21 protein-coding genes are annotated in these 26,073 nt (G+C 45.6%); 4 read left to right on the top strand and 17 right to left on the bottom strand.

Annotated elements, in window-relative coordinates:
• Both R7Q38_RS20840 and R7Q38_RS20835 read right to left on the bottom strand, forming a co-directional pair.
• The gene (locus tag R7Q38_RS20840; protein ID WP_033907171.1) at window positions 1–915 is read right to left on the bottom strand and encodes a LysR family transcriptional regulator; all 915 of its coding nucleotides are present in this window, start codon (window positions 913–915) and stop codon (window positions 1–3) included.
• A gap of 167 nt (window positions 916–1,082) precedes the next feature.
• The gene (locus tag R7Q38_RS20835) at window positions 1,083–4,037 is read right to left on the bottom strand and encodes an ExeM/NucH family extracellular endonuclease (protein WP_239938449.1); all 2,955 of its coding nucleotides are present in this window, start codon (window positions 4,035–4,037) and stop codon (window positions 1,083–1,085) included.
• 543 nt (window positions 4,038–4,580) lie between these two features.
• Between R7Q38_RS20835 and R7Q38_RS20830 the strand changes: the two genes are divergently transcribed.
• Entirely contained in the window at window positions 4,581–4,955 is a 375-nt protein-coding gene (locus R7Q38_RS20830) for a hypothetical protein (RefSeq protein ID WP_005381401.1), read from the top strand.
• Window positions 4,956–5,012: 57 nt separating this feature from the next.
• Here the strand turns inward: R7Q38_RS20830 and trpS are convergent, their stop codons facing one another.
• From trpS to nsrR, 5 genes are all read right to left on the bottom strand, one after another.
• Complete coding sequence (gene trpS / locus R7Q38_RS20825; RefSeq protein WP_005381398.1) at window positions 5,013–6,029, bottom strand: tryptophan--tRNA ligase; 1,017 nt, start codon at window positions 6,027–6,029, stop codon at window positions 5,013–5,015.
• A 116-nt stretch (window positions 6,030–6,145) separates the two neighbouring features.
• Window positions 6,146–6,832 carry a phosphoglycolate phosphatase gene (locus R7Q38_RS20820; RefSeq protein WP_005382834.1) on the bottom strand — a complete coding sequence of 229 codons (687 nt, stop codon included), beginning with the start codon at window positions 6,830–6,832 and terminating at the stop codon, window positions 6,146–6,148.
• A 122-nt stretch (window positions 6,833–6,954) separates the two neighbouring features.
• Window positions 6,955–7,698: a 23S rRNA (guanosine(2251)-2'-O)-methyltransferase RlmB gene (gene rlmB / locus R7Q38_RS20815; protein WP_017633733.1), complete on the bottom strand. Its 744-nt coding sequence runs from the start codon at window positions 7,696–7,698 to the stop codon at window positions 6,955–6,957.
• Between the two features lie 67 nt (window positions 7,699–7,765).
• Entirely contained in the window at window positions 7,766–10,273 is a 2,508-nt protein-coding gene (gene rnr / locus R7Q38_RS20810; protein WP_017821742.1) for a ribonuclease R, read from the bottom strand.
• A 115-nt stretch (window positions 10,274–10,388) separates the two neighbouring features.
• Window positions 10,389–10,814 (bottom strand): nitric oxide-sensing transcriptional repressor NsrR, encoded by a 426-nt coding sequence (nsrR, locus tag R7Q38_RS20805; protein ID WP_005381392.1) that lies wholly within the window; start codon window positions 10,812–10,814, stop codon window positions 10,389–10,391.
• A gap of 157 nt (window positions 10,815–10,971) precedes the next feature.
• Between nsrR and hmpA the strand changes: the two genes are divergently transcribed.
• A complete protein-coding gene (gene hmpA, locus R7Q38_RS20800) occupies window positions 10,972–12,156 on the top strand; it encodes an NO-inducible flavohemoprotein (protein WP_239938450.1) in 1,185 nt (394 codons plus the stop codon).
• 80 nt (window positions 12,157–12,236) lie between these two features.
• On the opposite strand, the gene motX is transcribed toward hmpA, so the two are convergent.
• Window positions 12,237–12,872, bottom strand: coding sequence for a flagellar protein MotX (gene motX / locus R7Q38_RS20795; RefSeq protein WP_054575294.1), 636 nt, complete (start codon window positions 12,870–12,872; stop codon window positions 12,237–12,239).
• 216 nt (window positions 12,873–13,088) lie between these two features.
• Window positions 13,089–14,405 (bottom strand): adenylosuccinate synthase, encoded by a 1,317-nt coding sequence (locus R7Q38_RS20790; RefSeq protein ID WP_005381385.1) that lies wholly within the window; start codon window positions 14,403–14,405, stop codon window positions 13,089–13,091.
• A 172-nt stretch (window positions 14,406–14,577) separates the two neighbouring features.
• On the opposite strand from R7Q38_RS20790, the gene R7Q38_RS20785 reads away from it, so the two are divergent.
• Window positions 14,578–14,763, top strand: a complete 186-nt coding sequence (locus R7Q38_RS20785) for a DUF2065 domain-containing protein (RefSeq protein WP_213969934.1) — start codon at window positions 14,578–14,580, stop codon at window positions 14,761–14,763.
• 63 nt (window positions 14,764–14,826) lie between these two features.
• Here the strand turns inward: R7Q38_RS20785 and hflC are convergent, their stop codons facing one another.
• The 8 genes from hflC to tsaE all read right to left on the bottom strand — a co-directional run bounded on the left by hflC (window position 14,827) and on the right by tsaE (window position 23,973).
• Window positions 14,827–15,807 (bottom strand): protease modulator HflC, encoded by a 981-nt coding sequence (hflC, locus tag R7Q38_RS20780; protein ID WP_005381382.1) that lies wholly within the window; start codon window positions 15,805–15,807, stop codon window positions 14,827–14,829.
• A 2-nt stretch (window positions 15,808–15,809) separates the two neighbouring features.
• Window positions 15,810–17,015 (bottom strand): FtsH protease activity modulator HflK, encoded by a 1,206-nt coding sequence (gene hflK, locus R7Q38_RS20775; RefSeq protein WP_017633728.1) that lies wholly within the window; start codon window positions 17,013–17,015, stop codon window positions 15,810–15,812.
• Window positions 17,016–17,060: 45 nt separating this feature from the next.
• Window positions 17,061–18,350, bottom strand: a complete 1,290-nt coding sequence (gene hflX / locus R7Q38_RS20770) for a ribosome rescue GTPase HflX (RefSeq protein WP_005381380.1) — start codon at window positions 18,348–18,350, stop codon at window positions 17,061–17,063.
• Between the two features lie 38 nt (window positions 18,351–18,388).
• Window positions 18,389–18,652 carry an RNA chaperone Hfq gene (gene hfq / locus R7Q38_RS20765; protein ID WP_005381379.1) on the bottom strand — a complete coding sequence of 88 codons (264 nt, stop codon included), beginning with the start codon at window positions 18,650–18,652 and terminating at the stop codon, window positions 18,389–18,391.
• Between the two features lie 193 nt (window positions 18,653–18,845).
• A complete protein-coding gene (miaA, locus tag R7Q38_RS20760) occupies window positions 18,846–19,778 on the bottom strand; it encodes a tRNA (adenosine(37)-N6)-dimethylallyltransferase MiaA (protein WP_005381378.1) in 933 nt (310 codons plus the stop codon).
• Complete coding sequence (gene mutL / locus R7Q38_RS20755) at window positions 19,775–21,787, bottom strand: DNA mismatch repair endonuclease MutL (protein WP_213874975.1); 2,013 nt, start codon at window positions 21,785–21,787, stop codon at window positions 19,775–19,777. Before mutL ends, miaA begins: the two co-directional genes overlap by 4 nt.
• 18 nt (window positions 21,788–21,805) lie before the next feature.
• Entirely contained in the window at window positions 21,806–23,515 is a 1,710-nt protein-coding gene (locus tag R7Q38_RS20750) for an N-acetylmuramoyl-L-alanine amidase (protein WP_005381374.1), read from the bottom strand.
• Window positions 23,509–23,973, bottom strand: a complete 465-nt coding sequence (gene tsaE / locus R7Q38_RS20745; protein ID WP_005381372.1) for a tRNA (adenosine(37)-N6)-threonylcarbamoyltransferase complex ATPase subunit type 1 TsaE — start codon at window positions 23,971–23,973, stop codon at window positions 23,509–23,511. Before tsaE ends, R7Q38_RS20750 begins: the two co-directional genes overlap by 7 nt.
• Window positions 23,974–24,249: 276 nt before the next feature.
• Here tsaE and queG point away from each other — a divergent pair, with 276 nt between their 5' ends.
• Window positions 24,250–25,377 carry a tRNA epoxyqueuosine(34) reductase QueG gene (gene queG, locus R7Q38_RS20740; protein WP_017633726.1) on the top strand — a complete coding sequence of 376 codons (1,128 nt, stop codon included), beginning with the start codon at window positions 24,250–24,252 and terminating at the stop codon, window positions 25,375–25,377.
• Window positions 25,378–26,073 lie beyond the last annotated feature (696 nt).

The following is a 26,073-nucleotide window of genomic DNA, read 5'->3' as shown; positions in this document are numbered from 1 at the left end:
TTAACGACTGGGGATAAACTCAGCAAAGCCCCAGTCGCTGACATGCTTTTTCAAAATCAAACTGAACTCATCGACTAACTCTCGATGAGTTTCTTTACGTGTAATGAGCCCTACTGAGCGGTACTGAACCGGTTGAACAATCGGAATAAAGCGAACTTCCACGTTGTTGCTCAACTCACCGATAGTGGAAGACAGAATCGTCGAACCTAGTCCGCTGGAAATCATCCCTAATAGTGTTGAGGTATGCGAAGCGCTCAACTCCGGATCATAGGTTAAACCAATGCGTTGAAACGCTTCGTCGGCAAGTGTGCGTAAACTGTTCCCGGGGCTGACACCAATCGACGCGTATTGATGCGCTTGTTCCCAACTGACTTGCTTATGCTCGGCGAGCGGATGGTCTTGCCGGCAAACAAAGCACAGGTAATCGCGAAACAGTAAATCAAAGTTCAATTCTGGGTGATTCGGATTGGTGTTGATGCCGATGTCTGCCTGCCCTTGTAGTACTGAATGGGTAATGTCATCAACCCGTTCTTCAATTAAGCGAAAAGTAAAATCTGGATAGCGCTTTTTCAGGTCATTGAGGGTTTTCGGCGCTAAGGATGCACACAACGTATATAGCGACGAAACCACCAGCGACTTGTTGTAGCCGTGCTGGCGGTCTTTGTTTTGCTGAACTAGTTTATCCAAGCGATTAACGATAAATCGCGCTTCCTGATACAACTGCTCGCCCGCTTCGGTGAGGATGATTTTCCTGCCTTGGCGCTGATAGAGTTCGCTGGCAAGTTGCTGGGTCAGCTTTTTCATCATCTGGCTCAACGCAGACTGGGTGATGTGCACCTTTTCAGCGGCATAAGTAAAATTTTGTTCCTCAGCCAAGGCGATAAAAGCTTTGAGCTGACGATAGCTAATGTCCATTTAGTAGTCTCACCCTTTGCTCTGCTGAAAAAGTATACCCAAACTTGGTAACTAATACGTCAATATGATTATCCATTTCTATATTTTTTCTGAACATAAAGGCCAGCATAGGCTGGCCTTTGGTCTTTACAGCTATTTAGGAACTGTTTGTCAGGAAGTAAATTCGCTTAGCGGCGACGACGGAATAAGCCGAGACCTAGCAGCGCAAATAGCGCGCCAAAACCAAACGAACCACCATCTGAATCCTTCGACACTTCTGTTCCAGCTTCAGTTTGCGTCATTGAAACATCACGAACAGAGCTAAACTTCACGATATTACCTGTCGAGTCAGTCACTTTCTCTTCTAACTGATAATTACCTTGCTCTGGCGTTTGTTCAAACTCAATATTCACGCTACGCGCATCAATATCAGCTTGAACTAAAGTTTGGCTAGCCGAGTAAGCTTTCGTATCGCTGCTTGCCGCAGCCGCTTGTGTGGATGGCGTTAAGTTCACCGTAACAATATCGCCCACAACCGCCGTTGGTGGTAAACGGACATCGACGGCTAAGTTGTCACCTGCTTTCGGTAAATCGATGTCATCATCTGGTAAATCAATCGCGATGATCACTGGATCGTGGTCAGAGGCAGAGAACGCATCTTTGTACTTCGGCATATCACCTGTGTACTTGCTGCTGTATTCGAACAAGTTACTCTCTAGTGAGTTGATGTGCCAATCTTCAATTGCTACCACTTTTTGCGCTAGGCTACTGCTTGCCAATGCGTGGTCCAAATTACCCAGCTCGCCCGAATAGGTGTAAGAAAACGTATCAGCGCCGTGCAGCAACGTGTTTAAGTTGTGCAGACCGTAACCTTTTTCAATTTTGGTCTTCTCTACTTGAAGTTCACCATCACCAATGGTTGTGTAAGCAGCAGTATAAATGTCACGGCCGTATTTCTCTTTCGAGTAATCAGTCAGTGTCAGAAGTGGGTCTTCCATGCCATAAGCATTGAGATCGCCCATGAGCAATACATCGCCTTTCACCTCTTTCAACGCTTCACCCACTGCGTGCGCAGCAGAAACGCGGAAGTTGTTACAGTTGCCTTGCAGATCCGCTGGCTCAGAATCTTCTACACCAGCAATCCACTCTTCAATACACTCAGAGCCTTTCGACTTAAAGTGGTTTACGACAATAGACAAATCTTCACCCGTCTCTTTCACCGTAAAGGTCTGAAGTAGACTGTGTCGTTGGTACTTATCGTAAGCAGGGTTACTTTCTGTGCCCTCTTTACGAGTAATTGTGTTTTCTGCAATGTGCTGCTCTGGCGTGATGATCACTTTTGCAGCGTCTTTTGGCGTTACTGCGTTAGCACGATATAAAATCGCCACCATGATCGCATCACTGCCAAAGTATTCGTCTTGGTATTTGTCTTGCTCTTCGATTTCGACATACGTGTAATGATCTTCAGCGTCATCAATCTCAGCATTTAGGGCATCAACTAAGTTTTGGATAGCACTGCCATCACCAAAGCCATTGTTCTCGACTTCCATCAAACCAATGATGTCAGCGTCCATCTTGTTCATCGCCGCAACGATTTTCGCTTGCTGGATCAGGAATTCGTCTAGATTAGTCGCACCACGGTTTTGTCCGGTTGGGTTTTCATGACCACTGTCAGCCACGGAGTTGAAGTAGTTCAGTACGTTGAAGCTTGCAATACGCAAATCTGAGTCCGCAATCGCTGGGGCATCTTTACGAGCCACGTCGAAGCCTTCACCTGAAGTCACGAAGTTGGTGTTATCAACTTCATTGGTCGCAATCAGGCGGTATTCGTTGTAGCTGTAAGCCACGACGCCCTGCAGACCTTCTACTCGCGAACCAAGACGAATGTGCTGCTCAGAAGAGCCATCTTGGTCTGCATCTTTAGCAAAATCAGGGTAGTAAGGAATTTGGCCGTTTGGTGCTTTGCCATCTGATTCTAGGTATACGCGGTTTGCTGCGTTGTCTTTTGCTAGCTCAACGGCCGCATCGCTCTCTGCTGCGTGTAATTGAGTCGGCTTTAACAATGGCGCTTCATGAGAGAGCATCATATTGTTACGACGTGAATCGTAGTCGTAAGAGAAGTTTCGAGTTACAAACAAGTCACTTGCCGAGGTTAACTCAACTTGCATCCCTTCATGACGCTCAAGCGCATCACGTAGTGTCTCACCTTCTTTGATAACAAGATCGGTAACTCGAGAGGTTTCAGAGGTGCCTGTTTTCACATAGCTGTTAGCATCAGAAGCAAGCTGAGTATTGCTGTAATACTCTTGAACTTTACCTTTCACACAAACAACGTCACCAGCTTTCAGCGCCGTGTCTGCCGCGTCAGTATGAATGAACAAGCCTTCTGAGGTCTTGTCGTTGTTGTCGCTTTCTAATGCTTGTAGGTAGAAACCTTTGGTTAGGCCAGTGGTAACAGCAGTCACGACACCCGTTACGAAATGATCTTCGTTAGTAATGTATGGGTAACCATCAATGAATGGAGACGTATCGCCTTCACCTTGAATATCTTGGATGGTAGTGAAGTTAGGTTGCTGACCGTCGACTTCACAAGCGAATGGTGCTGGTGGCTCAGTCGCATTTAGCTCACCAAGGCCGTCAATGTTGTCTTTCTCAAATGCCGTCCACTGAGATGCATCATAAGTAGCAGAAGGGGTTAGTGCATCACTGTTACGAACTAATGTGGTGTCTTTACCAAAATCTACGTCACCCATCACACCGATGATGTCGTGCACTTCACCATCTTTCAGCAGTGCGATCGGGTCGTCACCGTTAAAGTTCGCAACGCTTTTATCTGTGATATCCGAGACAGCTTTGATGGTATCGCTCGCGTCACCATGCGCCAGTACATACACTTGGTTAGCTTGTAGCGTCACTTGGCTAAGGTCGAATGTGCTACCCCAAGTACCACCACCGTTTGATGATTTCGCCAACTCGTAGCCAGTGAGTGTCACCGCAGTATCACCCGTATTAGCGATCTCTACCGCTTTATTATAAGCGCCGCCTTCTATGTATTGGGAAATAATAATCTCTGCGTTCGCGTTTGCACTAAGTGCACTGGCGATGGTTAATGCGAGTATTGAGGGTTTGATTAACGTGTCCATTGTCATACCTGATATTTATGTAAATGCAAACTTAGCTCTGGTTAGAGCCTGCCATTTGCGTCTACTATCAGGTTTATTTATGAAATAAATAAGAATGAGTAATTAAAGCCGTGAAATGAATCACATGTGAATATAAGAAAATATGCCAGAGCATCCCATTCAAACATTTTTTGTAATAAATACAGAGCGCTATTGATAAACAAGTCAGAATTTAGATTGATTACTCAGTTTACTTTTTCACTTCATGTTAAGGAGTAGAAAATACATCACTTGTTGAGTTGCTTATTAATCCAACCGTTCCTGTTACAAATAAAAATATAATTAGTCACTAATTTAGAATGCTTTAATTTTCACTTGTATCACTGTTCAAGCCCAAGAATCTATTACTCGCTTCGTTCTCTCTTATATAGGCCCCTCATACTTCAAAGTTTTCATGATTTATTCAATAACTTTTCATTACTCACTAGCCAAAAACATACACAAAAGATATAACACCTGCGCGAGACAATAAGATCTCATTAGCTGTAAACCCAGGAACGACAAATGAAAAAAATTCAACGCAGTGTGCTAGCTCTCTCCCTACTTGGCTTGATAGCGGGGTGTCAGTTGACCGCCAGTGAGCCACTTCAACCTACGGCGAATCAAGACATCATCGAATCAGCCAAAAATGAACTGGATGGTATTGAAGAGCTAGAAGTCAGTGACGAGGGTGTTATTACCTTTACTCAGCGTCTAAGAACGCCAGGAACCTACTGGATTCCAGCGAGAATTAAAGAACTCAGCTACGATATATCATGCGTACAGCTTAGTTACTTCATTGATAGAGGCATGGTTGTGAAGTCTGCCTTTCTAGGGGCTCGAGGACGTGTTGAATATTACGACATGGAACGCTGTATGAAAGACACGCCATTTCAGTAATACAGGCATAAAAAAAGCTCCACCAAAGTGGAGCTTTTTCGTATTCGTTCTTAGCGACTATGGGCGAGCTACAAAACCTACTGCTTCGTATGCTTTCTTAAGCGTTTCAGCCGCTCGTGCCGAGGCTTTCTCAGCACCTTGCTGCATTACCTCGTCCATGTAAGCACGATCAGCGCGAATACGGTGATATTCTGCTTGAATTGGCTCAAGCATTGCTACAACTGCCTCACCAACATCTTTCTTAAATGGGCCATACATTTCTACGCCTTGGTACTTCGCTTCAATCTCTTCGAAGCTCATGCCTGTCGCCGCAGAGTACAGACCCATTAGGTTAGCAATGCCCGCCTTGTTCTCGATATCATGGCGGATACTTGGTGGCGTTTCGGTATCGGTTTGCGCTTTGTTGATCTTCTTAAGGATCGACTTAGGCTCTTCTAGCAGCGTAATCACGTTCTTACGGTTGTCATCAGATTTAGACATCTTCTTCGTTGCGTCTTGAAGGCTCATTACACGCGCATTTACTGTCGGAATGTAAGGCTCTGGAACTTGGAAGATTGGCTGCTCTGGCGAGTAAATATTGTTGAAACGCGTTGCGATATCGCGCGCTAATTCTAGATGTTGCTTCTGGTCACTGCCTACAGGTACTTGGTGTGCACCGTAAAGCAAAATGTCAGCCGCCATCAACACCGGGTAGTCAAATAGACCGACGTTTACGTCATTCGCGTAACGTGCCGATTTGTCTTTAAACTGAGTCATACGGCTCAGCTCACCCATTTGAGTGTAGCAGTTAAGAAGCCAACCTAATTGAGCATGCTCTGGTACATGTGACTGAACAAATAGCGTGCTCTTCTTCGGGTCAACACCAACTGCCAGACAAATTGCCAGTGCGTCTAGAGTTGCTTCATGCAGCGCTTTAGGGTCCTGACGAACCGTAATCGCGTGAAGGTCTACCACACAATATTGGCAATCATAATCGTCTTGCATCTGCTGCCATTGACGTAGAGCACCCAAGTAGTTACCGATACTTAGTTCACCTGAAGGTTGAACACCACTCAATACAATGGGTTTGCTCATTAGAATGATTCCTTTGACTTCTTAATCTAATTAAATGAAAAAAACCGTGCAGTAATAGGTGCACGGTTTACTCAGTGTACTCATTAACGAGTATTTTGGAAGCTCTTTTGTAGCCGTTATGCAGAAACCGCTACAACGTCCAATAATTCTGCCAAACTGTCAGCGACGAAATCTGGATTTGATGCTGAAATAGGTTCACCGTGGTTGTAACCATATGTCAGACCAAATGAGGCACAGCCTGCATTCTTTGCTGCGAGAATGTCGTTTTTCGAGTCGCCAACCATCAGCATTTCACTTGGTTGGATTTGGTGCTTTTCCATTAGCCAGTTCAATGCTACTGGGTTTGGTTTTTTCTCTGGGAATGCATCACCGCCAAGGACATCAACGAAGTATTTTGCGATGTCGTGCTTTTCCAAAACGTCAGGCACAAACTTTGAAGGTTTGTTGGTCACCAGCGCCATAACAAAGCCCGCTTTGTGCAGCTCTGCTAGTGTCTCTTTTACCGTTGGGTAAAGATGACTTAGCTTGTGACCGCTTTGCTCGTAGTAATCATCAAACAATACACGCGCTTTAGCACGAAGCTCTTCACTCAGCTCTGGGTTGATGGTCAGGCTTTGGCTTAATGAGCGACCAATAAGCACGTCTGCGCCGTTACCCACGTAATCACGAACTTGTTCTTCTGAAACCGATGGAAAGCCAAGCGCCTGTACTGCTTGGTCTGCCGCGACAGCTAGATCTGGCACGCTATCAAGCAAAGTGCCATCTAGATCGAAGGCGATGAATTTAATGTCTTGTTGAGTCATAACTTCCCTGAGGATTTTTATTTATAAATCGGTGAAAACGACAAAGGATGGCACCCCATCCTTTGTTTTTATCATTATGTCTGACTTTGCAGTAACTGTTTGTTTATTAACTTGTTTAGCAATTACTTTGCAGCAATACGCTGACGAACTGCCTCAAACAAACAGATGCCGGATGCCACAGATACGTTCAAGCTTGAAACGCTACCAGCCATTGGGATCTTAATCAAATCGTCGCAGGTTTCACGAGTCAGACGACGCATACCGTCACCTTCTGCCCCCATTACGATAGCAAGGGGTCCAGTCAGTTTTGCTTGGTAGATGTCGTGCGTTGCTTCGCCCGCCGTACCAACAAACCAGATACCTTGCTCTTGCAGTGTACGCATAGTACGAGCCAAGTTAGTCACTCGGATCAATGGCACGACTTCAGCTGCACCACAAGCCACTTTGCTTACGGTTGCGTTCATCGGTGCAGAACGATCTTTCGGTACGATGATCGCCGCAGCACCTGCCGCATCTGCGTTACGTAAACACGCACCAAGATTGTGTGGATCGGTCACGCCGTCTAACACTAATAGCAGTGGTGATTCGTGCTGCGCCAGGATGTCATCTATATCGTTCTCATTCAGCTGCTTCGCTGGTTTCACACGAGCGATGATGCCTTGGTGATTTGCACCGCGCGCTTTGTCATCCAAGGTTTTACGTGTCATCTGCTGAATAGAAACGCCACAAACCTGAAGATCATTTAGGATTGGCATTAGGCGATCATCTTGACGACCTTTTAAAACGTACGCCTCGATAAAACGCTCTGGTTCGCGCTCCAATACCGCCTTCACTGCGTGAATGCCGTAGATAAATTCGTTACTCATTGTTTAACCTGTTGTTCTGGTCGTATTGCCTGCGCCAACCGAGTTTGAACTAAGTTGGCGCTTCAACCTACTGCGCTTCTTTTTTAGTGCGCTTGGTTTTCTTCGGCTTACTGTGCGGCTTCTTTTTACGTGCTTTTTTCACTTTAGGCTTCTCGTTGCCTTCGGCGTCACCACGTTTTGGGCCATTACGCTTACTCGTTGCACCCGTTTCTTCTGGGCGTTTAGTTGGCTCTATCGCAGGAACTGCACGAGCCGCGCCACCTTCTTTCGATGAAGAGCGAGTCGCAGCGCGTTTTTTATCTTTCGCTTTGCGTTTTGCTTCCGCTGCGCGTTTCTTCGCAGTCTTACCTTCGCCGCGTAGCTTACGACTTGTTTCGACCAATTCAAAGTCAATTTGCTTATCATCGAGGTTAACAGCCAGTACTTTTACTTTTACTGCATCACCTAAGCGGTAGATGTTACCGAAACTTTCACCAATAAGTCGTTGACCAATCGGGTCAAATTGATAGTAGTCGTTCGCAAGGGTAGAAATATGTACCAAACCATCGATGTGCAAATCCGTTAAACGTACAAAGAAGCCAAAGCTAGTGACATTAGCAATAACACCGTCTAGTTCGTCACCGACGTGGTCTTGCATATATTCACACTTCAGCCAATCCGCAACATCACGTGTTGCATCATCAGCACGGCGCTCTGTCATCGAACATTGTTCGCCGTAAAAATCCATGTCGTCAAACGAGTAATGATAGCCACCTGTTGGTGTCCAGCGATCTTGATTACGACCTTCTTCTTTAGCAATCAGATACTTGATTGCACGGTGAAGTAACAAGTCAGGGTAACGACGAATTGGCGACGTAAAGTGCGCATAGCGTTTCAATGCCAACCCAAAGTGCCCCGCGTTATCTGCGTTGTATACCGCTTGCTTCATTGAGCGTAGCAGCATGGTCTGAATCAACTCTTGATCTTGACGCCCGGAGATTTGACGTGCGAGATCAGCATAGTCCGTTGGTGAAGGCTCTAAACCACCTTTTAGCTCAAGACCAAGTTCACTTAAGAAGTCACGGAAACCTTGCAGGCGTAATTCACCTGGAGATTCGTGGATACGATAAAGCGCGGGCTCTTTCGCTTTTTCTACCAGCGATGCCGAAGCAATGTTGGCTAAAATCATACATTCTTCGATGATCTTATGCGCGTCATTACGAATTACTGGCTCAATACTTTCGATTTTACGTTCCGCATTGAAAATAAATTTGGTTTCAACGGTTTCAAATTCGATTGCACCGCGTTGATCTCGTGCTTCTTTCAGCACTTTGTACATCTTGTGCAACTCTTCTAGATGAGAAACAAGCGGCTGGTAGCGCTCACGTAGTTCTTCATCCCCTTCTAGAATCGCGCTCACTTTGCTATATGTGAGACGAGCGTGCGAGTTCATCACCGCCTCGTAATGCTTGTAACCAGACAGCTTACCTGTATCGGAAATGGTCATTTCGCACACCATACACAAGCGATCTACTTGCGGGTTAAGCGAACATAGGCCGTTCGATAGTACTTCTGGCAACATCGGCACAACTTGCGACGGGAAATATACTGAGTTACCACGATTGATCGCTTCTTTGTCCAACGCAGAGTCAGGACGAACGTAGTAACTGACGTCAGCAATCGCTACCCATAAACGCCAACCACCTTCTTTGTTCTTTTCACAGTAAACGGCATCATCAAAGTCTCGTGCGTCTTCGCCGTCAATGGTCACTAGTGGCAAATCACGTAGATCCACACGACCAACTTTGGCTTCTTCTGGTACTTCTTCGCCCAAGTTTTCGATTTGTTTATCGACGGCTTCTGGCCACTCGTGAGGAATTTGGTGTGTACGAATCGCAATTTGTGTTTCCATACCTGGTGCCATATTTTCACCAAGGACTTCAACCACTTTACCCATCATGCCGCGTGAGCGTGAGCCACGATCAGTAATTTCAATTACGACTACGTTACCCATGCGTGCACCCGCTTTGTGCTCATTTGGGATCAGGATATCTTGGCTGATACGCGAGTCATCTGGGACAACATAGGAGTATCCATATTCAAGGAAGAAACGACCAACGATTTGATCATTGCGCTCCTCTAGCACACGCACCAAACGTCCTTCACGGCGGCCGCGCTTGCTGTTGTCTGTCGGTTGCACTAAGACAAAATCACCGTGGATGATGTTCTTCATCTGATGGTGCGGTAACAGAATATCATCATCCTTGCCGACGCTGCCTTCTGGACGTACCCAACCATGGCCATCACGATGACCAATCACGTAACCTTTCACCATTTCAAGTTTTTCAGGCAATGCATAGCACTGACGGCGGGTAAACACCAGTTGGCCATCTCGCTCCATCGCACGTAGCCGACGACGCAACCCTTCGTATTGCTCTTCGCCCTCAAGCTTTAGTGCCTCAAACAAGTCGTTACGATTCATTGGAACGCCCGCTTGCTCTAGAAACTCGATGATAAACTCTCGGCTTGGAATTGGATTTTCGTAATTTTTGGATTCACGATCTGCAAAAGGATCGTTTGGAATATTGTCTGACATAGGCACGCCTATCTAGCAAGGAAGGTATATGGCTAGTATATCTGAGTCTCTCGATAAGCTACAGAATTGCTTTGAAAAAAGAATGATCGAGATCGACTCTAGGCATGCAAATGAGTTAAGGACGAGCCAGCAAGATCAAAAGTTCAGAATTGTCACTGAGCAAGGATTCAATCGTGCAATCATCCAACTCCGCCAGAAAGGCACTTTTTGCTTTCGCCAATTTATCTTTGAGGCGGCAAGCAGGGGTAATATGGCAAAAATCCACACCACAGTTGACTAAATCTAACGGCTCTAAATCGCGCACAACACCACCGACTGTGATTTCAGATGCTGGCTTCATCAGCCGGATACCACCGTTTTTTCCGCGCACGGTATGGACATAACCCAACTGTCCTAACCGATTGATAACTTTAACCATATGGTTGCGCGACACACCAAATAAATCCGTCACTTCGGTAATGCTGGTTAACTCATCTTCCGGCAACGAAGCCAAGAAAATTAAGGTTCTCAACGCATAATCAGTGAAACTAGTTAACTGCATATTCTCTCCCAAAGTGCGACTCAATAACCCGCTGGTGATGCTAAAACCCCAAACTTGAGCTATCGATAAAAGTGTAAATCTTTTCTTGATCGAAAGATACATTTGAGATACAACTTTAAACATGCATTATAAATACAACTTAAAGTAGGAAGCCCTTATGCTCAGCAATCAAACTATCGAGATCGTCAAAGCGACCGCACCACTCATCGCCGAAACAGGACCAAAACTGACCGCGCACTTTTACGAGCGTATGTTTACTCATAACCCTGAGTTGAAAGATATTTTTAACATGAGTAACCAGCGTAACGGCGATCAGCGTGAAGCATTATTCAACGCTATCTGTGCCTATGCTGCCAATATTGAAAATTTGCCAGCTCTGCTTGGCACAGTAGAGAAAATTGCGCATAAGCACACGAGCTTTTTGATCACAGAAGATCAGTACCAAATCGTTGGTAAGCATTTACTTGCGACAATCGATGAGCTTTTTAATCCAGGTCAAGAAGTGTTGGATGCTTGGGCTGAGGCTTACGGCGTACTTGCGAATGTATTTATTCAGCGCGAAGAACAAATTTACCAACAAAATGAAGCTTTGGAAGGCGGCTGGCGCGGTCTACGCGAATTTGAATTAGTCGATAAAAAGATTGAGAGCGAACACATTTGCAGCTTTGTGTTCAAGCCAACCGATGGCCAAAAAGTGGCGCCGTATAAACCGGGACAATACCTTGGCATCTACATCAACAGTGACCAGTTAGAAAACCAAGAAATTCGCCAATATAGCCTGTCTTCTGCGGTCCAAGAGAACACCTACCGTATCTCAGTAAAACGTGAAGAAGGCGGAAAAGTGTCGAACTACCTGCACGATAGCCTGAACATTGGCGAAAAAGTGCAGCTTGCGGCCCCTGCCGGTGATTTCTTTATGGATGCCGAACCACAAACACCCGTTGTTCTAATTTCTGCTGGTGTGGGACTTACTCCAACGCTGTCAATGCTAGAAAGTCTCTCAGCACATCAAGCACCTGTAACTTGGGTTCATGCAACAGAAAATGGCCAACAGCATGCTTTCAAGCAACACGTAAACCAACTCGTTGCAGAAAAAGAAAATATGAACGCGCTCGTTTGGTATAACCAACCAACGGCAGAAGACAAGCTAGGCGAAGACTTCCACTTCACGGGCTTTGTCAATCTGTATGAAATTGAAGCTGCATTAAAGCAAGATAACGTGCAGGTATACTTCTGTGGTCCTGTAGGATTTATGCAGCACGTAGCGAAACAGCTATTAGAACTTGGCGTACCAGAAGAGCAATTCCATTACGAATGCTTCGGTCCACACAAAGTGGTTTAAGCGCTACCAACTATCGGGAAAACAACAAAGCCCACGTGACGTGGGCTTTGTTGTATGAAGTTGTTTGCAATATTGAAGCGTTACCAAAAGGTGTCTCGCCGTTTAGCTCGAGCAATAACGTTTTGTGGCATGCGCTGTTCAAGGCCGTTTCTCAATACAGTTATGCGCTTATGCTGCCGCTTATCTGCTGTGACAGAGTTATATAACCAACGATACGCATCTTCGTAATCGAGTGGACTGCCATAATCACGTAAAAGCAACTCGGCCAGATGAATACGCGCGTTTAGGTTTCCCATTGACGCAGCTTCTCGCAAATATGGAATTGCACGTTCTTTATCTTGCTGTACTAAAGTGCCACGCGAATAGTATCGGCCAATCTGCTCTAGTGCAGCTGGTAACCCCTGATGCGCTGCATTTTCGATGTAGTAAAGACCCAGTTCGACATCTTGCTCGACACACACCCCCCAAGCCAACATATCTCCGTACAGAAATTCATAAGCGGGTAAGTTAATTCGAGTCGCACGAGCTACGATATCCTCCACCAGCTGGCAGTTATCAGCGCGCACACGTTGTAAGTGCTTATTTTGCTCAATAAGCTTTATCAGCTCTGCTTCGGTATAGATCGGAACTGGTGCCCCCACATCAGCAACATTGGCTTTCCCTGTGGTAGCAACCAAGGTCAACAACAGTGAAGCAGCCACTGTTCGTAACTTCATAAACGTACCCTTAAGGTATCTAAGAAACCAAAGATCGGTGAAGGATCTCCTCTGCTTGATAACCTTATCGGCAAAAAACAGCTAAGCTTTAGACAATTTTTGCCTCTGATTTAGGCTCAGCGGCAAAAGCTTGCCATATGAGAGTCACGCTGTTTTTGTTCAGATACAAAAAAGCCGACCATAAGGTCGGCTTTTGCAATCTTTAACGGCTATCAATTAAGCTTCGAATGGGTGAACTTTGATGATAGTTTCGTTACGGTCAGGACCTGTAGAGATGATGTCTACTGGAACGCCAGTTAGCTCTTCAATACGCTTGATGTAGTCAAGGGCGGCTTGTGGTAGAGCATCTAGTGACTTAGCACCAAATGTATTCTCAGACCAACCTGGCATTGTTTCGTAGATTGGCGTTGCTTTTTCGAATGCTTCAGCAGCCATCGGAGAAACTTCTAGCACAGAGCCATCTTCCATCTTGTAACCAGTACAGATTTTTAGCTCTTCTAGACCATCTAGTACGTCTAGTTTAGTTAGACAGAAACCAGATACAGAGTTGATTTGGATTGCACGACGCATAGCAACAGCATCGAACCAACCTGTACGACGTAGACGACCAGTTGTCGCACCGAACTCGTGGCCAACTTCACCTAAGTGCTTACCAATTGGATCTTGCTTATCTAAACCGTCGTATAGTTCAGTCGGGAATGGACCAGCACCAACGCGAGTACAGTACGCTTTTGCGATACCCAAGATGTAACCGATGTGACGAGGACCAAAACCAGAACCTGCAGCAACACCACCAGCAGTCGTGTTAGAAGACGTTACGTACGGGTAAGTACCGTGGTCGATATCAAGTAGTGTACCTTGTGCACCTTCGAACATGATCTTGTCGCCGCGCTTACGTGCTGCGTCTAGTTCGTCAGTTACGTCGATAACCATTGACGTTAGTAGTTCAGCGTAGCCTTTAGCTTGCTCAAGTACTTCTTCGTAGCTTACTGGTTCCGCTTTGTAGAAGTTAACTAGTTGGAAGTTATGGAACTCCATGACTTCTTTTAGCTTCTCTGCGAAAGTCGCCATATCGAATAGGTCGCCAACGCGTAGACCGCGACGAGCAACTTTATCTTCGTATGCTGGACCGATACCACGACCAGTAGTACCGATAGCTTTTTTACCGCGAGCGATTTCGCGAGCTTGGTCCATTGCAACGTGGTAAGGAAGAATTAGCGGACATGCTTCAGAAATGAAAAGACGCTCGCGTACTGGAATACCGCGCTCTTCAAGAGGCTTCATTTCTTTAAGTAGAGCTTCAGGTGATAGTACAACACCGTTACCGATAACACATTTTACGTTATCGCGAAGGATACCTGATGGAATTAAGTGAAGAACGGTTTTTTCACCGTCAATTACGAGAGTGTGACCTGCGTTGTGACCGCCTTGGTAGCGTACCACGTATTTTGCATCTTCAGTTAAAAGGTCTACGATTTTACCTTTACCTTCGTCACCCCATTGGGTGCCTAGAACGACTACGTTATTTCCCATCTTTCCAAGTCTGATTGCTAGTTAAAAATGGATTCTAGCACCGAATCACGCTTCTTGCAGTCATTTTTTGTTCACAGAGTTGCTACCAGAATGTCATCTTGCCGCTTTGTTCATTTTGAAATCAGCATATCACTGATAGTATTTAGCTTTCTCTATTCGACTGGAAAGCGCTATGTCTGAATCCATATGGTTGGCGATTGGGTTCGTCTTGATCGTGGAAGGCATTGGGCCACTGATTGCTCCTAACGGTTGGCGGAATATGGTGGCTCAATTAAGTGAACAACCCAACAATCAGCTACGACGCATCGGTGGCTGCCTAGTAGTTGCTGGAGCCGTAATCGCTATCATGATGAGCTAGCACTTAGCATCAGATACAAAAAAGGCTCCCTAAGGAGCCTTTTATTTCAATGAGACGCGGAGATTATTTCTCCATGCTGCCCTTCGACTGGTTCATGTATTGGAAGAACTCACTCTTCGGATCAAGCACCAGAATATCGCTCTTAGAGCTGAAGGACTTCTCATACGCACGTAGCGAGCGTAGGAAGCTAAAGAACTCAGGGTCTTTGTTGTACGCTTCAGCATAAATCTTCGCAGCCTCAGCATCCGCTTCACCTCGTGTCACACGCGCAGTTTTATCAGCTTCAGCTAGAATAGTTGCTACTTCTAGTTCTGCTTGAGCACGAATAACTTCCGCCTTTTCACGACCTTGAGAACGGTGCTTACGAGCAACGGACTCACGCTCCGCACGCATACGACGGTAGATAGACTCACTGATTTCATCAGGCAGGTTGATTTTCTTCATTCGGAAATCAACGACACGAACACCCAAGTCTTTCATTGCGCTTTCACGCGTGTCTTTCAATACTTCAGACATGATTAGGTCGCGTTCACCATCAATCTCAAGCGCCTCACGAGCCGCTTCAGTTGCGACAACATCGGCACTTGCGTCTTCTGGTAGCACATCATCGTTACGTGGACCAGATACGATCTGTTTGATTTCACGAGCACCGATTTCAGAACGAAGCACGTCCGTCACTTTACGCTCAAGTAGTGCCTCTGCCGTTAGCGAGTTACCACCGCCTGTCGCGAGGTAGTAGCGACCAAAATCTTCAATACGCCACTTCACGTAGGTATCAATGATAACGTCTTTTTTCTCAGACGTTACGAAACGGTCTGCACGACCATCCATTGTTTGGATACGTGCATCAAGTTGTTTCACACGGTCAAACAAAGGCATCTTGAAATGCAGACCAGGCTCGTAAATTCGAGTGATGTCGTTATTGTCTTTCAAGACACGACCAAATCGAACCACTATACCGCGCTCACCTTCAGGAATCACAAACAAAGACATCAACATTAATGCCAGTGCGATTACCAGTACAGGGATCATTAACTTACGCATTCTTAGTATCTCCCTTGACGTGAACCTGTTGAACGAGACTGCGTGTTCGAAGTGTCTTCTTGTGTACGATCAGACTCAAGTTGAATTTGATCATAAGTTGAAGATGACTTCGATTTACGTTTGGTATCTGCTTTGCCCTCTTGTCCCGCCAACTTATCGATTGGAAGGTAAAGAAGATTGCCGCTTGATTCCGAGTCAATCAACACTTTCGAAGTGCTTGAGTACACCTCTTCCATTGCGTCAATGTACAGACGATCACGCGTTACACCAGGCGCTGCTTGGTATTCTGGTAGTAGTTTTTCGAACTGTGCTACCTGACCAAGAGCCTCGTTAGTGACACGCTCATTGTAACCTTGTGCTTCTTTCTTCAAACGCTCTGCACGACCCGTTGCCTTAGGCAAGATTTCGTTCTTGTATGCTTCAGCTTCACGAATGAAACGCTCTTCATCCTCACGTGCTGCGATTGCATCATCAAACGCATCTTTCACTTGCTCTGGTGGACGAGCAGACTGGAAGTTCACATCAACAAGTACCAGACCCATATCATAGCTATCAATGATTTGGTTCAGTGTTTCTTGCGTAGTTTGACGAATTTGCTGACGACCACTGGTTAGAATGCTATCCATCAATGAGTCACCAATTACTGCACGTAGTGCAGAATCCGTTGCTTGACGCAAGCTGTCGTCTGCATTGGTTACACGGTACAAGTATTTGTATGGGTCAGTCACTCGGTACTGAACATCCATCGCAACTGTTACAACGTTTTCATCTTTGGTCAGCATTAGACCAGATGCACGTAGTGAACGAATCGCTTGTACGTTTACCGCTTCGTACTCATCAATAAAGCGAGGACGCCAGTTAAGACCTGGGTCTACGATACGATCGTATTTACCTAAACGCAGTACAACACCACGCTCTGCTTCACCGATGGTGTAAAAACCAGCGAAGAACCAAACTGCAACAGCAATCAGAGCAATCACGCCAAAGCCAATTGCACTACCACCACCGCCGCCGATTGGAGAACCACCGCCGCCTTTTTTACCAAACTTGCCGCCCAGCTTTTGACTCAGTTTGTTGAACACTTCATCTAAATCTGGCGGACCTTGATCTCGGCCACCAGGACGCTGGCCACCACGATTATTATTACCCCAAGGGTCATTATCGCGGCCATTGTTGCCGTTGTTATTTCCAGGCTCATTCCACGCCATTAGAAAGCTCCATCATTTGATATGACGTTATACTGTAGCAGTCCTTTAAGTGACTATAAAGCCAGTCAAAACTGCCCCTTCTCTTTTTTCAAGTCTAGACCAATCTACTTGCTGCATTCGAATATCGATCAACAAGTTACCATCCTGGTCATATTCCTCACGTTGAATACACTTCATTTGGAAGAAGGTACTACGGAATCGTCCTTGATACTGTGGAGGAATTCGCAACTGATGCTCGACCATTTGTGACGCCAGACGTTCCGTCAGCGCCTCAAACAGGACATCAATGCCCAACCCATCCATTGCTGAAACCCAAACTGCGCGAGGTACGCCTTCCTCGTCTCGTTCTATACGTGGTTTCTGCGAATCTAGATTGTCGATTTTGTTCATGACAACCAGAGTCGGCACTTCATGCGCGTCGATCTCTTCTAGTACTTCATGAACAGCTTGAATATTCTCACGAAAACGCTCATCACTGGCATCAACAACATGTAACAAAATGTCAGCTTCTTGCGTTTCCTGCAAGGTTGCCTTGAAGGCCGCAACCAAGTCGTGTGGCAAATGTCGAATAAAACCAACCGTGTCTGCCAAGATGGCAGGACCAACATCTGCTAACTCTATCTTACGTAAAGTCGGGTCCAAAGTAGCAAATAATTGATCAGCCGCGTACACGCCAGCTTCTGTAATACGGTTGAAGAGTGTCGACTTACCCGCGTTGGTGTAACCCACAAGTGAAACCGTTGGGATTTCAGCTCGATTTCGGGCGCGGCGCCCTTGTTCACGCTGCTTCGCTACTTTGTCTAAGCGTCGCAGGATGGCTTTGATTCTGTCACGCAATAAGCGACGGTCGGTTTCCAGCTGGGTTTCACCCGGGCCACGTAAACCGATACCACCTTTCTGCCTTTCAAGGTGCGTCCAACCACGAATCAAACGAGTAGAGATATGACGAAGTTGAGCCAGCTCTACCTGTAGCTTACCTTCGTGTGTTCGAGCTCGTTGAGCAAAGATATCGAGAATAAGACCAGTGCGGTCGAGAACTCGACATTGGCACAGTGCTTCGAGGTTACGTTCTTGGGCAGGAGAGAGGGCGTGATTAAAAATCACAATTTCGGCACCCGTTGATTGTACCGCTGTAGCAATCTCTTGGGCCTTACCCTCTCCGACATAGTATTTCGGGTGTGGGGATTGACGACTACCAGTTACCACTTGTAGCGCCTCTACCCCAGCAGAAGAAACCAGCATTTCGAACTCAGCCAGATCTTCCCATTCACCTTCTTGCGTGAAGTTGATATGAACAAGTACGGCTCGCTCACCGGATTCATAACGGTCAAACAAGCAATCAACTCCTTATTTTAAAAATACTCGATGAAGAATTAATCTTCTGATTTCTCTTGTGGACGCTCACCTTGTGGACGTTCACCGCTGTGATGGCTCACTGGACGAGCCGGCACAACTGTTGAGATCGCGTGCTTGTACACCATTTGGTTAACAGTATTCTTCAGCAGGATCACAAATTGATCGAATGATTCGATCTGACCTTGTAGCTTAATACCATTCACAAGGTAGATAGATACCGGGATACGCTCACGACGTAGCGCGTTTAGAAATGGGTCTTGTAGAGATTGCCCCTTAGCCATTTTATTTTCCTTATTTAATTTGTAGTTGTAATTATTTAGCTAGTGGTGCAATGCAAAAGATACGGCTTTTGCATCTGAGCTAAACGAATCAAAAATGCACTCTAAGTAATTAGCAGCATAGTATAAAAACCGCCAACAACAGATCCTTTGAGAGTGCGTTCACGCAAAAACGATCACATTATACACAGCTATGTCAATCAGATGCTATTGCTTCCGACATCGTTTCTAATGCCTGTTCAATGTTCTCGCTATCCAACCAAGTTAAATCATCCCAGCTGCGTAACCAGGTGATTTGACGCTTGGCCAATTGACGAGTCGCGCATACGCCACGAAATACCGCTTCGTCACGTGTACACTCCCCATCTAAATACTCCCACATCTGTCGGTAACCGACGCATCGTATGGAAGGAAGATCGGGGTGAAGATCTTTTCGCGAATGTAACGCTTTCATTTCTTCTTCAAAGCCCGCTTCCATCATCTTCTCGAAACGGAGTTCAATCCGACGGTGAAGTTCTGCCCTATCCTTGGGAGCTATTGCAAACTGCTTGACTCGGTATGGTAGGCTTTCACCTTTCGTTTGAGTCAATTCAGTCAAAGTTTTACCTGAAATGCGAAAAACTTCCAATGCCCGAGATAAACGTTGGGGATCATTGGGATGGATTCTCGCGGCTGACACAGGATCAACCTCTTTGAGTTCATCGTGCAACACTGACCAACCTTTAGTCAATGCCTCTTGTTCAATTTGCTGACGAATTTCAGGATTTGCAGCAGGAAGTGGTGATAAACCTTCAAGTAACGCCTTGTAATACAGCATTGTTCCACCCACAAGAAGTGGAATTTTTCCTTCTGCAACAATATCATCCATCGCTTTCAATGCATCTCGACGAAAGTCGGCGACAGAGTAAGATTCACTTGGATCCAAAATATCTATCAAGCGATGAGGCGCCAAACTTAACTCTTTTTCATCCGGTTTCGCCGTACCGATATCCATCCCTTTGTAGATCAAAGCAGAATCAACACTGATGATCTCAATCGGAAATTTTTGACGAAGACGAATCGCCAGCTCAGTTTTGCCTGATGCAGTTGGCCCCATTAAAAATAGCGCCAAAGGTAGTTTATCTGTCATGGTTTTAATTTGGCTATCGTGGCAGAGAAATCAACAGCGGATACGAATTTTGTATCTTCTAATGGCAATTGACCATGTCTTAGCTGTTCAAGTTCCGCAATAATTTGAATGGCTTCAGAAAAAGTATAGTGACTCTTCACTGTCGTGACCTGTAATGCGAGCCAATCTATCAACTCAGACAGCATCTGAGCCGCTGCTATACCTTCGTTCACACAAGATTGCGCGTAAGATAACAGATCTGGTACTAAATTTTGTAAGTTTTGTTGACGCAGCGGAGCTGGGACGCCCATCACCATTAAGGCGTGCTCGTTTCTCGCTTTCAATTGAATACCAAGCAATGCCAAATCTTGTTGATAATCTTGGGCCAGTCTCACTAATTCGGCCTCTAACTTAATAGATAGAGGAACAAGCAGAGGTTGTGCCTTGAGTGCACCATCGCTTGGAGAAAGCTGGCCTTTTACACGATAAAATTCTGCTCTAGGTAACGAGACTAACGCCGCCCCACTGTCACTGCTCATCAAAACAAATTGTTCATCGACCACCATCAGCGCTTTGCCTAATGCAGTAATCGATGGCATTGATGTGTGCGAAGTTATCGTTTGGGGCGCTATTGGAGTGACTGCCTGAGCCTCAAACTCTGGCGTTTTCAACAGCTCGTGATAAGCGCGTACTTCTTGTTTAGTTGGCGCTGGTTCTACGTGGCGCTCTTTACTGTGACTTGGCTTTGGTGCAGGTTTGGATTCCACCCAATCATTACGTTTGAATGACTCCACTACGCGCGCCTCTCGCACGGAGGTTTCACTAGGACCGCTATTACGAGGCTTCACTTCATAATCACTGCGTCCAGGATAAGCCGGTGTACTCTCTATCGCTTGATAAACCCGTTCTGGTACTGGTGAAGATGCTGGCTCTTGTACTTTTTCAGGCTCTGGCGAATGCTCAATCTCTTCAGACTCAGTCGGTTCCACGCGATGAAATGCCGATTCATTCACCTGTGGTTTATCAATCACGGCGCTTTGTGAAAGTGCATCCGTCAAAGCTTGATAGATGAAATCATGCACCAAACGAGCTTGGTGGAAACGCACTTCATGCTTAGCAGGGTGAACATTCACATCTACTTGGTGCGGATCTAGCTCAATAAAGAGCACATACGCAGCAAACTGATCTGGCTTTAAGCTCATTTCATAGCTTTGACGAATCGCGTGATTGATTAATTTGTCACGCATCATTCGGCCATTCACATAGCAATATTGTAAATCGCTTTGCTGCCTTGCTCCCTCTGGTGTGGTAATCCACCCATGTAACTTTAACCCTTGATGCTCAAGCTCGATTCTGAGCATATGCCGCACAAACGCATTACCGCAGACAGCAGCAATACGCTTTTCGGTTTGAAGCTGATTTTTCGCCGCGCGATATTGACGGATGATCTTGCCGTTATGACGCACATTGATGGTGACATCAAAGCGGCTTAACGCAATGCGTTTCAATAACTCATCAATATGAGCAAATTCGGTTTTCTCCGTACGAAGAAACTTGCGACGCGCTGGAGTATTAAAAAATAAGTCCAACACCTCAACGGTAGTGCCAATCGGGTGCGCTGCTGGCTTAAGCTTCACCTGCATATCACGCCCTTCGGAGTAGGCACTCCAGGCTTCTTCTTGTGCCGCAGGACGCGACGTGAGCGTCAAACGCGAGACTGAGCTAATACTGGCTAACGCTTCACCGCGAAAACCTAGACTCATAATGGCTTCGAGATCATCTAAGGTATGTATCTTAGATGTCGCATGACGACTGAGCGCTAAGCCGAGTTCATCTTTCGCGATACCTTTTCCGTTATCACGAACACGAATCAGCTTTGCGCCTCCTTTCTCGATATCGATATCGATTCGAGTTGCGCCAGAATCAAGACTATTTTCAACCAGCTCTTTAATCACAGAAGCAGGTCTTTCGACCACTTCCCCTGCGGCGATTTGGTTTGCAAGTCTGGCTGGCAAAATTTTAATCGTCATAATGAGTTAGAAGCTCACCTACTTGTTTGGAATGATCAGGACTTGCCCAACCGCTAGCTGATCAGAGCGTAAGTTATTCGCTTTACGAATGCTCGATACGCTAACGCCGTATTTGGACGCTATTTTGCCAAGGAACTCACCCCGAGAAACCTTGTGCTTACGAATCGGTTTATCTTTTACCGCGACCGTTATCTTCAACTTTTGCCCTACCCACAAGGTATCTGACTTCAAGTTATTCTCTCGGCGGATATCTGAAACCTTCACTTTATAGTGATTCGCAATCTTACCTAAGAACTCACCAGACTTAACCTTGTGCGTAATGGTTTCTGTCTCAACAGTAATCGGTTTACTTGGCACTTTAATCGTACCAGCAGAAGGAATGTTGAGCTTCTGACCAATTGCCAAGCCTGTCGACTTCAAGTTGTTTGCCGACATCAGCGCTTTAGAGCTAAGCCCATATTTGTTCGCGATCACCGATAATGACTCGCCACGCTTTACAATATGTACCATTGGCTTCGCTGAAGGCGAGAACACCGTACCCTCTGGTGGGTTATCTTTTAAGTACTTGACGACCGCCTTAGTGATAGCCTGAGCTAACTTATCTTGGTGCGCTCGTTGAAACAGTAAACGCTCTTCTGTTGGGTTAGAAATAAAGCCCGTTTCCACTAGCACAGACGGAATCTGTGGAGAGCGTAAAACCGCAAGGCTGGTGTTGATCGGTTTGGTGTTATGCAGGTGCGCAACACGTCCCATCTCACCTAGGATTTCTGTTGCCAGTTTATAGCCTTCTTTTTGTGAATGACTAAACTGCAAGTCCAACAAAGTTTGGTTCACGTTACGATCTTTTGTCTTCGTGAAGAACGCATTACCCGAGCCGCCCAATAACTCAGACTGTTTCTCATGGTTCTCGACCCAACGAGCAATTTCGGTATTTGCACGACGAGTATTTAGTACGAAGACCGAACCACCGCGAGGCTTCGGTGAGGTAAACGCATCAGCGTGAATGGAGATCAGTAAGTGTGCATCATTTTCACGAGCAATCGCGACACGACGGTTTAAGTTTACAAAGTAATCTCCCGTACGAGTCATGCGCGTTTTAATACCAGGAGTCGCATCGAGCTGAGCAGCAATTTTTCTTGAGATACTCAATACCGCATCTTTCTCGTACTTACGACGTGAAGGGCCAATAGAGCCAGGGTCTTCCCCACCGTGACCAGGGTCGATAACAATTAACACTTCTTGAGCTCGTTGAACTGAACTCATGTCTTTGCTGGCCGCCGCTGGCTTACTCGGTTTAGAGGTCGATGCCTTCTTACCGTGCGGTAAATCAATCACCAAGCGGTGACCATACTGCCCACCTGGTGTTGGGCTTAATTTAAATAATTCCGCTTGAACGCTCTTTTTTAGTTCAAACACCAAACGATAAGTGCCCTTCTCTGGAGGCGAGCTTTTTCGTACCAGTTTTAAAACAGGGCTATCCGTAACAGTAACAGGCAGTTTGGCCTGCATCGTCGTGCTTTTTAAATCCACGACAAGGCGATCCGGCCCTGATAAAGAGAAATAGGAATAGTCAGCTTCCGAGCCTAAATCGATGACAACACGTGTTTCATCAGGTGAAGGCCAAACTCGAAAACTCTTAACGACGTTAGCAAATGCTAAATTGGGGATGAGAAGGAGAAAAGTGGCGACAAACGTCGCCACTACTCTAAAATTAGAAAAACTCAACATAACTCCAATCGACTGAGTAACTGCACACCATAATCATTATTAGCTGTTAGTTCGGCTACACGTTGCTCACCTTGGTAGCGAATGTTTACATCAAGATCCGGTTGTGGCAGTAAGCCATGCCCTTTTTCAGGCCATTCAACCAAGCAAATCGCATCGTCTGTGAAATAGTCTCGAATCCCCATAAACTCAAGCTCTTCAGGATCCGCAAGACGATAAAGGTCGAAGTGATATACTTGCCACTGATCCAACTGGTACGGTTCGACTAGAGTATAAGTTGGACTTTTCACGTTACCTTGGTGACCAAGAGCACGGACAAAACCACGACTAAAGGTTGTTTTACCTGCACCCAAATCACCATGCAGATAAATTGTGGTTTGCTGGGAACAAAGCTGAGCCAAAGCGGTGCCTAGTGCAACCGTTTCATGCTCATCTTTTAAATTGAATTGTTTCGTGCTCATTGATGCTTCTCTAACTAATGATCGTTGACTATATAAAAATCAAAAGAACAGGAATAGTAAACCGTGTTGGTTTTGAGAGACAAGCTTTCAAATGTCATATGTGCGAAAAAAGTATCCAATAAACGGTATCTTAATCATCTTAGTATCGACCTAGATTTAGAATATATGCAAATGACTTCAATAAGCAGTATTCACAACATCAAAAACGTACCTAACTGGGTAGCACCAAAGCCAGAGATCCGTTAAGATCCGCCCCCCTTTATTCCGGTGGTTAATATGAACTACGAACAACTCGCACAACAAATCAAAGTTTGGGGAAAAGAACTCGGCTTCCAAAAAGTTGGGATCTGCGACGTTGATCTGAGTGAACATGAAGCAGCACTACAAAAATGGCTTGATGCAGGCTATCACGGCTCAATGGATTGGATGGCTCGTCACGGTATGATGCGTGCTAGACCCCATGAGCTACTCCCGGGAACCGTTCGTGTTATCAGCGTCCGGATGGACTATCTGCCACCAGAGGCTCAATTCGCTTCGAACCTCGCGAATAAAAGTCATGCCTATATTAGCCGCTACGCACTAGGGCGCGATTATCACAAGCTCGTCAGAAAGCAGCTAAATAAGCTCGGCAAACTTATTGAACAAGAGGTTGGTCAATATGGTTACCGACCTTTCGTTGATTCCGCACCAATATTAGAGCGACCTCTCGCCCAAAAAGCGGGCTTAGGTTGGACCGGGAAACATTCCCTGATTTTAGATCAAGACTGTGGATCGTGGTTCTTTTTAGGTGAACTACTTATCGACTTACCACTACCCGTTGATGAGCCAAGCGTTGATCAGTGCGGTAAATGCAAAGCATGCATTACATCATGCCCAACACAAGCCATCATTGAAGACAAAGTTGTCGATGCCCGGCGTTGTATCTCTTATCTCACCATCGAGTTCGATGGCGTGATTCCTGAAGAGTTTCGAAAGCCAATGGGTAACCGCATTTATGGTTGTGACGACTGTCAATTGGTTTGCCCATGGAACCGCTACGCCGACATAACGGAACAAGATGATTTCCACCGTCGTGACAGTTTCAAAAACCCTGACCTCGTCGACATGTTTAACTGGGATGAAGCGACTTTTCTAAAAAATATGGAAGGCTCCGCTATCCGCCGTATTGGTCATATACAGTGGCTACGTAACATCGCTGTCGCACTTGGTAATGCAGAATATAGTCAGCGAATCATAGATGCGCTGGAAAGTCGGCAAGGTGAAAATAAATTACTTGATGAGCACATTAAATGGGCTTTGACAGAGCAACTGAATCAACTCCCCACTGAGAGTAATTCATCTATAGAGACGAAAAAGCAACGCTTAATAAGGATAGTCGAGAAGGGACTGCCGAGAGACGCATAGAGCGTAGTCTATATGCAAGAGATTGAAAGTACTTTTGCATGTTCAATTCATGACCTTGTTCTCAATTTTGTAATGTGGAAAAAAATTTGAGATTCAAGAAAAACAAGCTAGCAGAAAAAAGTTAAACACAGCTCGGAGAAATGACTAGGATCAAAAAAATACCAGTTAATGATCGTATTTTAACGTACTCGATCCGACAAAAAACTTATTTTTCCCTTATATAACAAAGAGTTAATTTATATTTCTTTGTTGTTTCCACTTCACTTTAGAGAAAAGATCTTTCTTCCCCATCATAAAAAGTCAAGCTAAAAACACTTTATCAACCAACTTATCCACAGAACGACGTATGTGGATAACTCTGTTAATTAAAGTAGATAAAACACGCGAAGCCTCATCATACTTGTACGTCAGCCGATTCATATCGTGTTTTAAACACAAACGAAATCGTCCGACATCATATGATGCGGATAAAAGTTTAGCTTTTGGGGATTCATGCTTCGCAGCATTATGAAAAGAGCGATGTGATTGGTTGCGAGAAGCAGGCGTTGAATCAAGCGGCGCATCCGTAGACGACTTAACAATTGTATACTAAATAAGTACTCAATCTATCGTCTTGTATTTGGTTGCGGGGGCCGGATTTGAACCGACGACCTTCGGGTTATGAGCCCGACGAGCTACCAAGCTGCTCCACCCCGC

This window comes from Vibrio sp. Vb0598 (genome assembly GCF_033338935.1).
Taxonomy (GTDB): Bacteria; Pseudomonadota; Gammaproteobacteria; order Enterobacterales; family Vibrionaceae; genus Vibrio; species Vibrio alginolyticus.
The sequence above is the reverse complement of the archived record's forward strand: the minus strand, read 5'-3'. Positions and strand labels throughout refer to the sequence as shown.

What these genes read in the sequence shown, in the direction of transcription:
- motX (WP_054575294.1), bottom strand. Translation starts at nt 12,872, where the DNA reads ATGAAGTTACGAACAGTGGCTGCTTCACTGTTGTTGACCTTGGTTGCT.
- R7Q38_RS20785 (WP_213969934.1), top strand. Translation starts at nt 14,578, where the DNA reads ATGTCTGAATCCATATGGTTGGCGATTGGGTTCGTCTTGATCGTGGAA.
- R7Q38_RS20840 (WP_033907171.1), bottom strand. Translation starts at nt 915, where the DNA reads ATGGACATTAGCTATCGTCAGCTCAAAGCTTTTATCGCCTTGGCTGAG.
- hflK (WP_017633728.1), bottom strand. Translation starts at nt 17,015, where the DNA reads ATGGCGTGGAATGAGCCTGGAAATAACAACGGCAACAATGGCCGCGAT.
- hfq (WP_005381379.1), bottom strand. Translation starts at nt 18,652, where the DNA reads ATGGCTAAGGGGCAATCTCTACAAGACCCATTTCTAAACGCGCTACGT.
- hmpA (WP_239938450.1), top strand. Translation starts at nt 10,972, where the DNA reads ATGCTCAGCAATCAAACTATCGAGATCGTCAAAGCGACCGCACCACTC.
- trpS (WP_005381398.1), bottom strand. Translation starts at nt 6,029, where the DNA reads ATGAGCAAACCCATTGTATTGAGTGGTGTTCAACCTTCAGGTGAACTA.
- R7Q38_RS20750 (WP_005381374.1), bottom strand. Translation starts at nt 23,515, where the DNA reads ATGTTGAGTTTTTCTAATTTTAGAGTAGTGGCGACGTTTGTCGCCACT.
- nsrR (WP_005381392.1), bottom strand. Translation starts at nt 10,814, where the DNA reads ATGCAGTTAACTAGTTTCACTGATTATGCGTTGAGAACCTTAATTTTC.
- R7Q38_RS20820 (WP_005382834.1), bottom strand. Translation starts at nt 6,832, where the DNA reads ATGACTCAACAAGACATTAAATTCATCGCCTTCGATCTAGATGGCACT.
- R7Q38_RS20790 (WP_005381385.1), bottom strand. Translation starts at nt 14,405, where the DNA reads ATGGGAAATAACGTAGTCGTTCTAGGCACCCAATGGGGTGACGAAGGT.
- hflC (WP_005381382.1), bottom strand. Translation starts at nt 15,807, where the DNA reads ATGCGTAAGTTAATGATCCCTGTACTGGTAATCGCACTGGCATTAATG.
- miaA (WP_005381378.1), bottom strand. Translation starts at nt 19,778, where the DNA reads ATGACAGATAAACTACCTTTGGCGCTATTTTTAATGGGGCCAACTGCA.
- tsaE (WP_005381372.1), bottom strand. Translation starts at nt 23,973, where the DNA reads ATGAGCACGAAACAATTCAATTTAAAAGATGAGCATGAAACGGTTGCA.
- rnr (WP_017821742.1), bottom strand. Translation starts at nt 10,273, where the DNA reads ATGTCAGACAATATTCCAAACGATCCTTTTGCAGATCGTGAATCCAAA.
- queG (WP_017633726.1), top strand. Translation starts at nt 24,250, where the DNA reads ATGAACTACGAACAACTCGCACAACAAATCAAAGTTTGGGGAAAAGAA.
- R7Q38_RS20830 (WP_005381401.1), top strand. Translation starts at nt 4,581, where the DNA reads ATGAAAAAAATTCAACGCAGTGTGCTAGCTCTCTCCCTACTTGGCTTG.
- R7Q38_RS20835 (WP_239938449.1), bottom strand. Translation starts at nt 4,037, where the DNA reads ATGGACACGTTAATCAAACCCTCAATACTCGCATTAACCATCGCCAGT.
- mutL (WP_213874975.1), bottom strand. Translation starts at nt 21,787, where the DNA reads ATGACGATTAAAATTTTGCCAGCCAGACTTGCAAACCAAATCGCCGCA.
- rlmB (WP_017633733.1), bottom strand. Translation starts at nt 7,698, where the DNA reads ATGAGTAACGAATTTATCTACGGCATTCACGCAGTGAAGGCGGTATTG.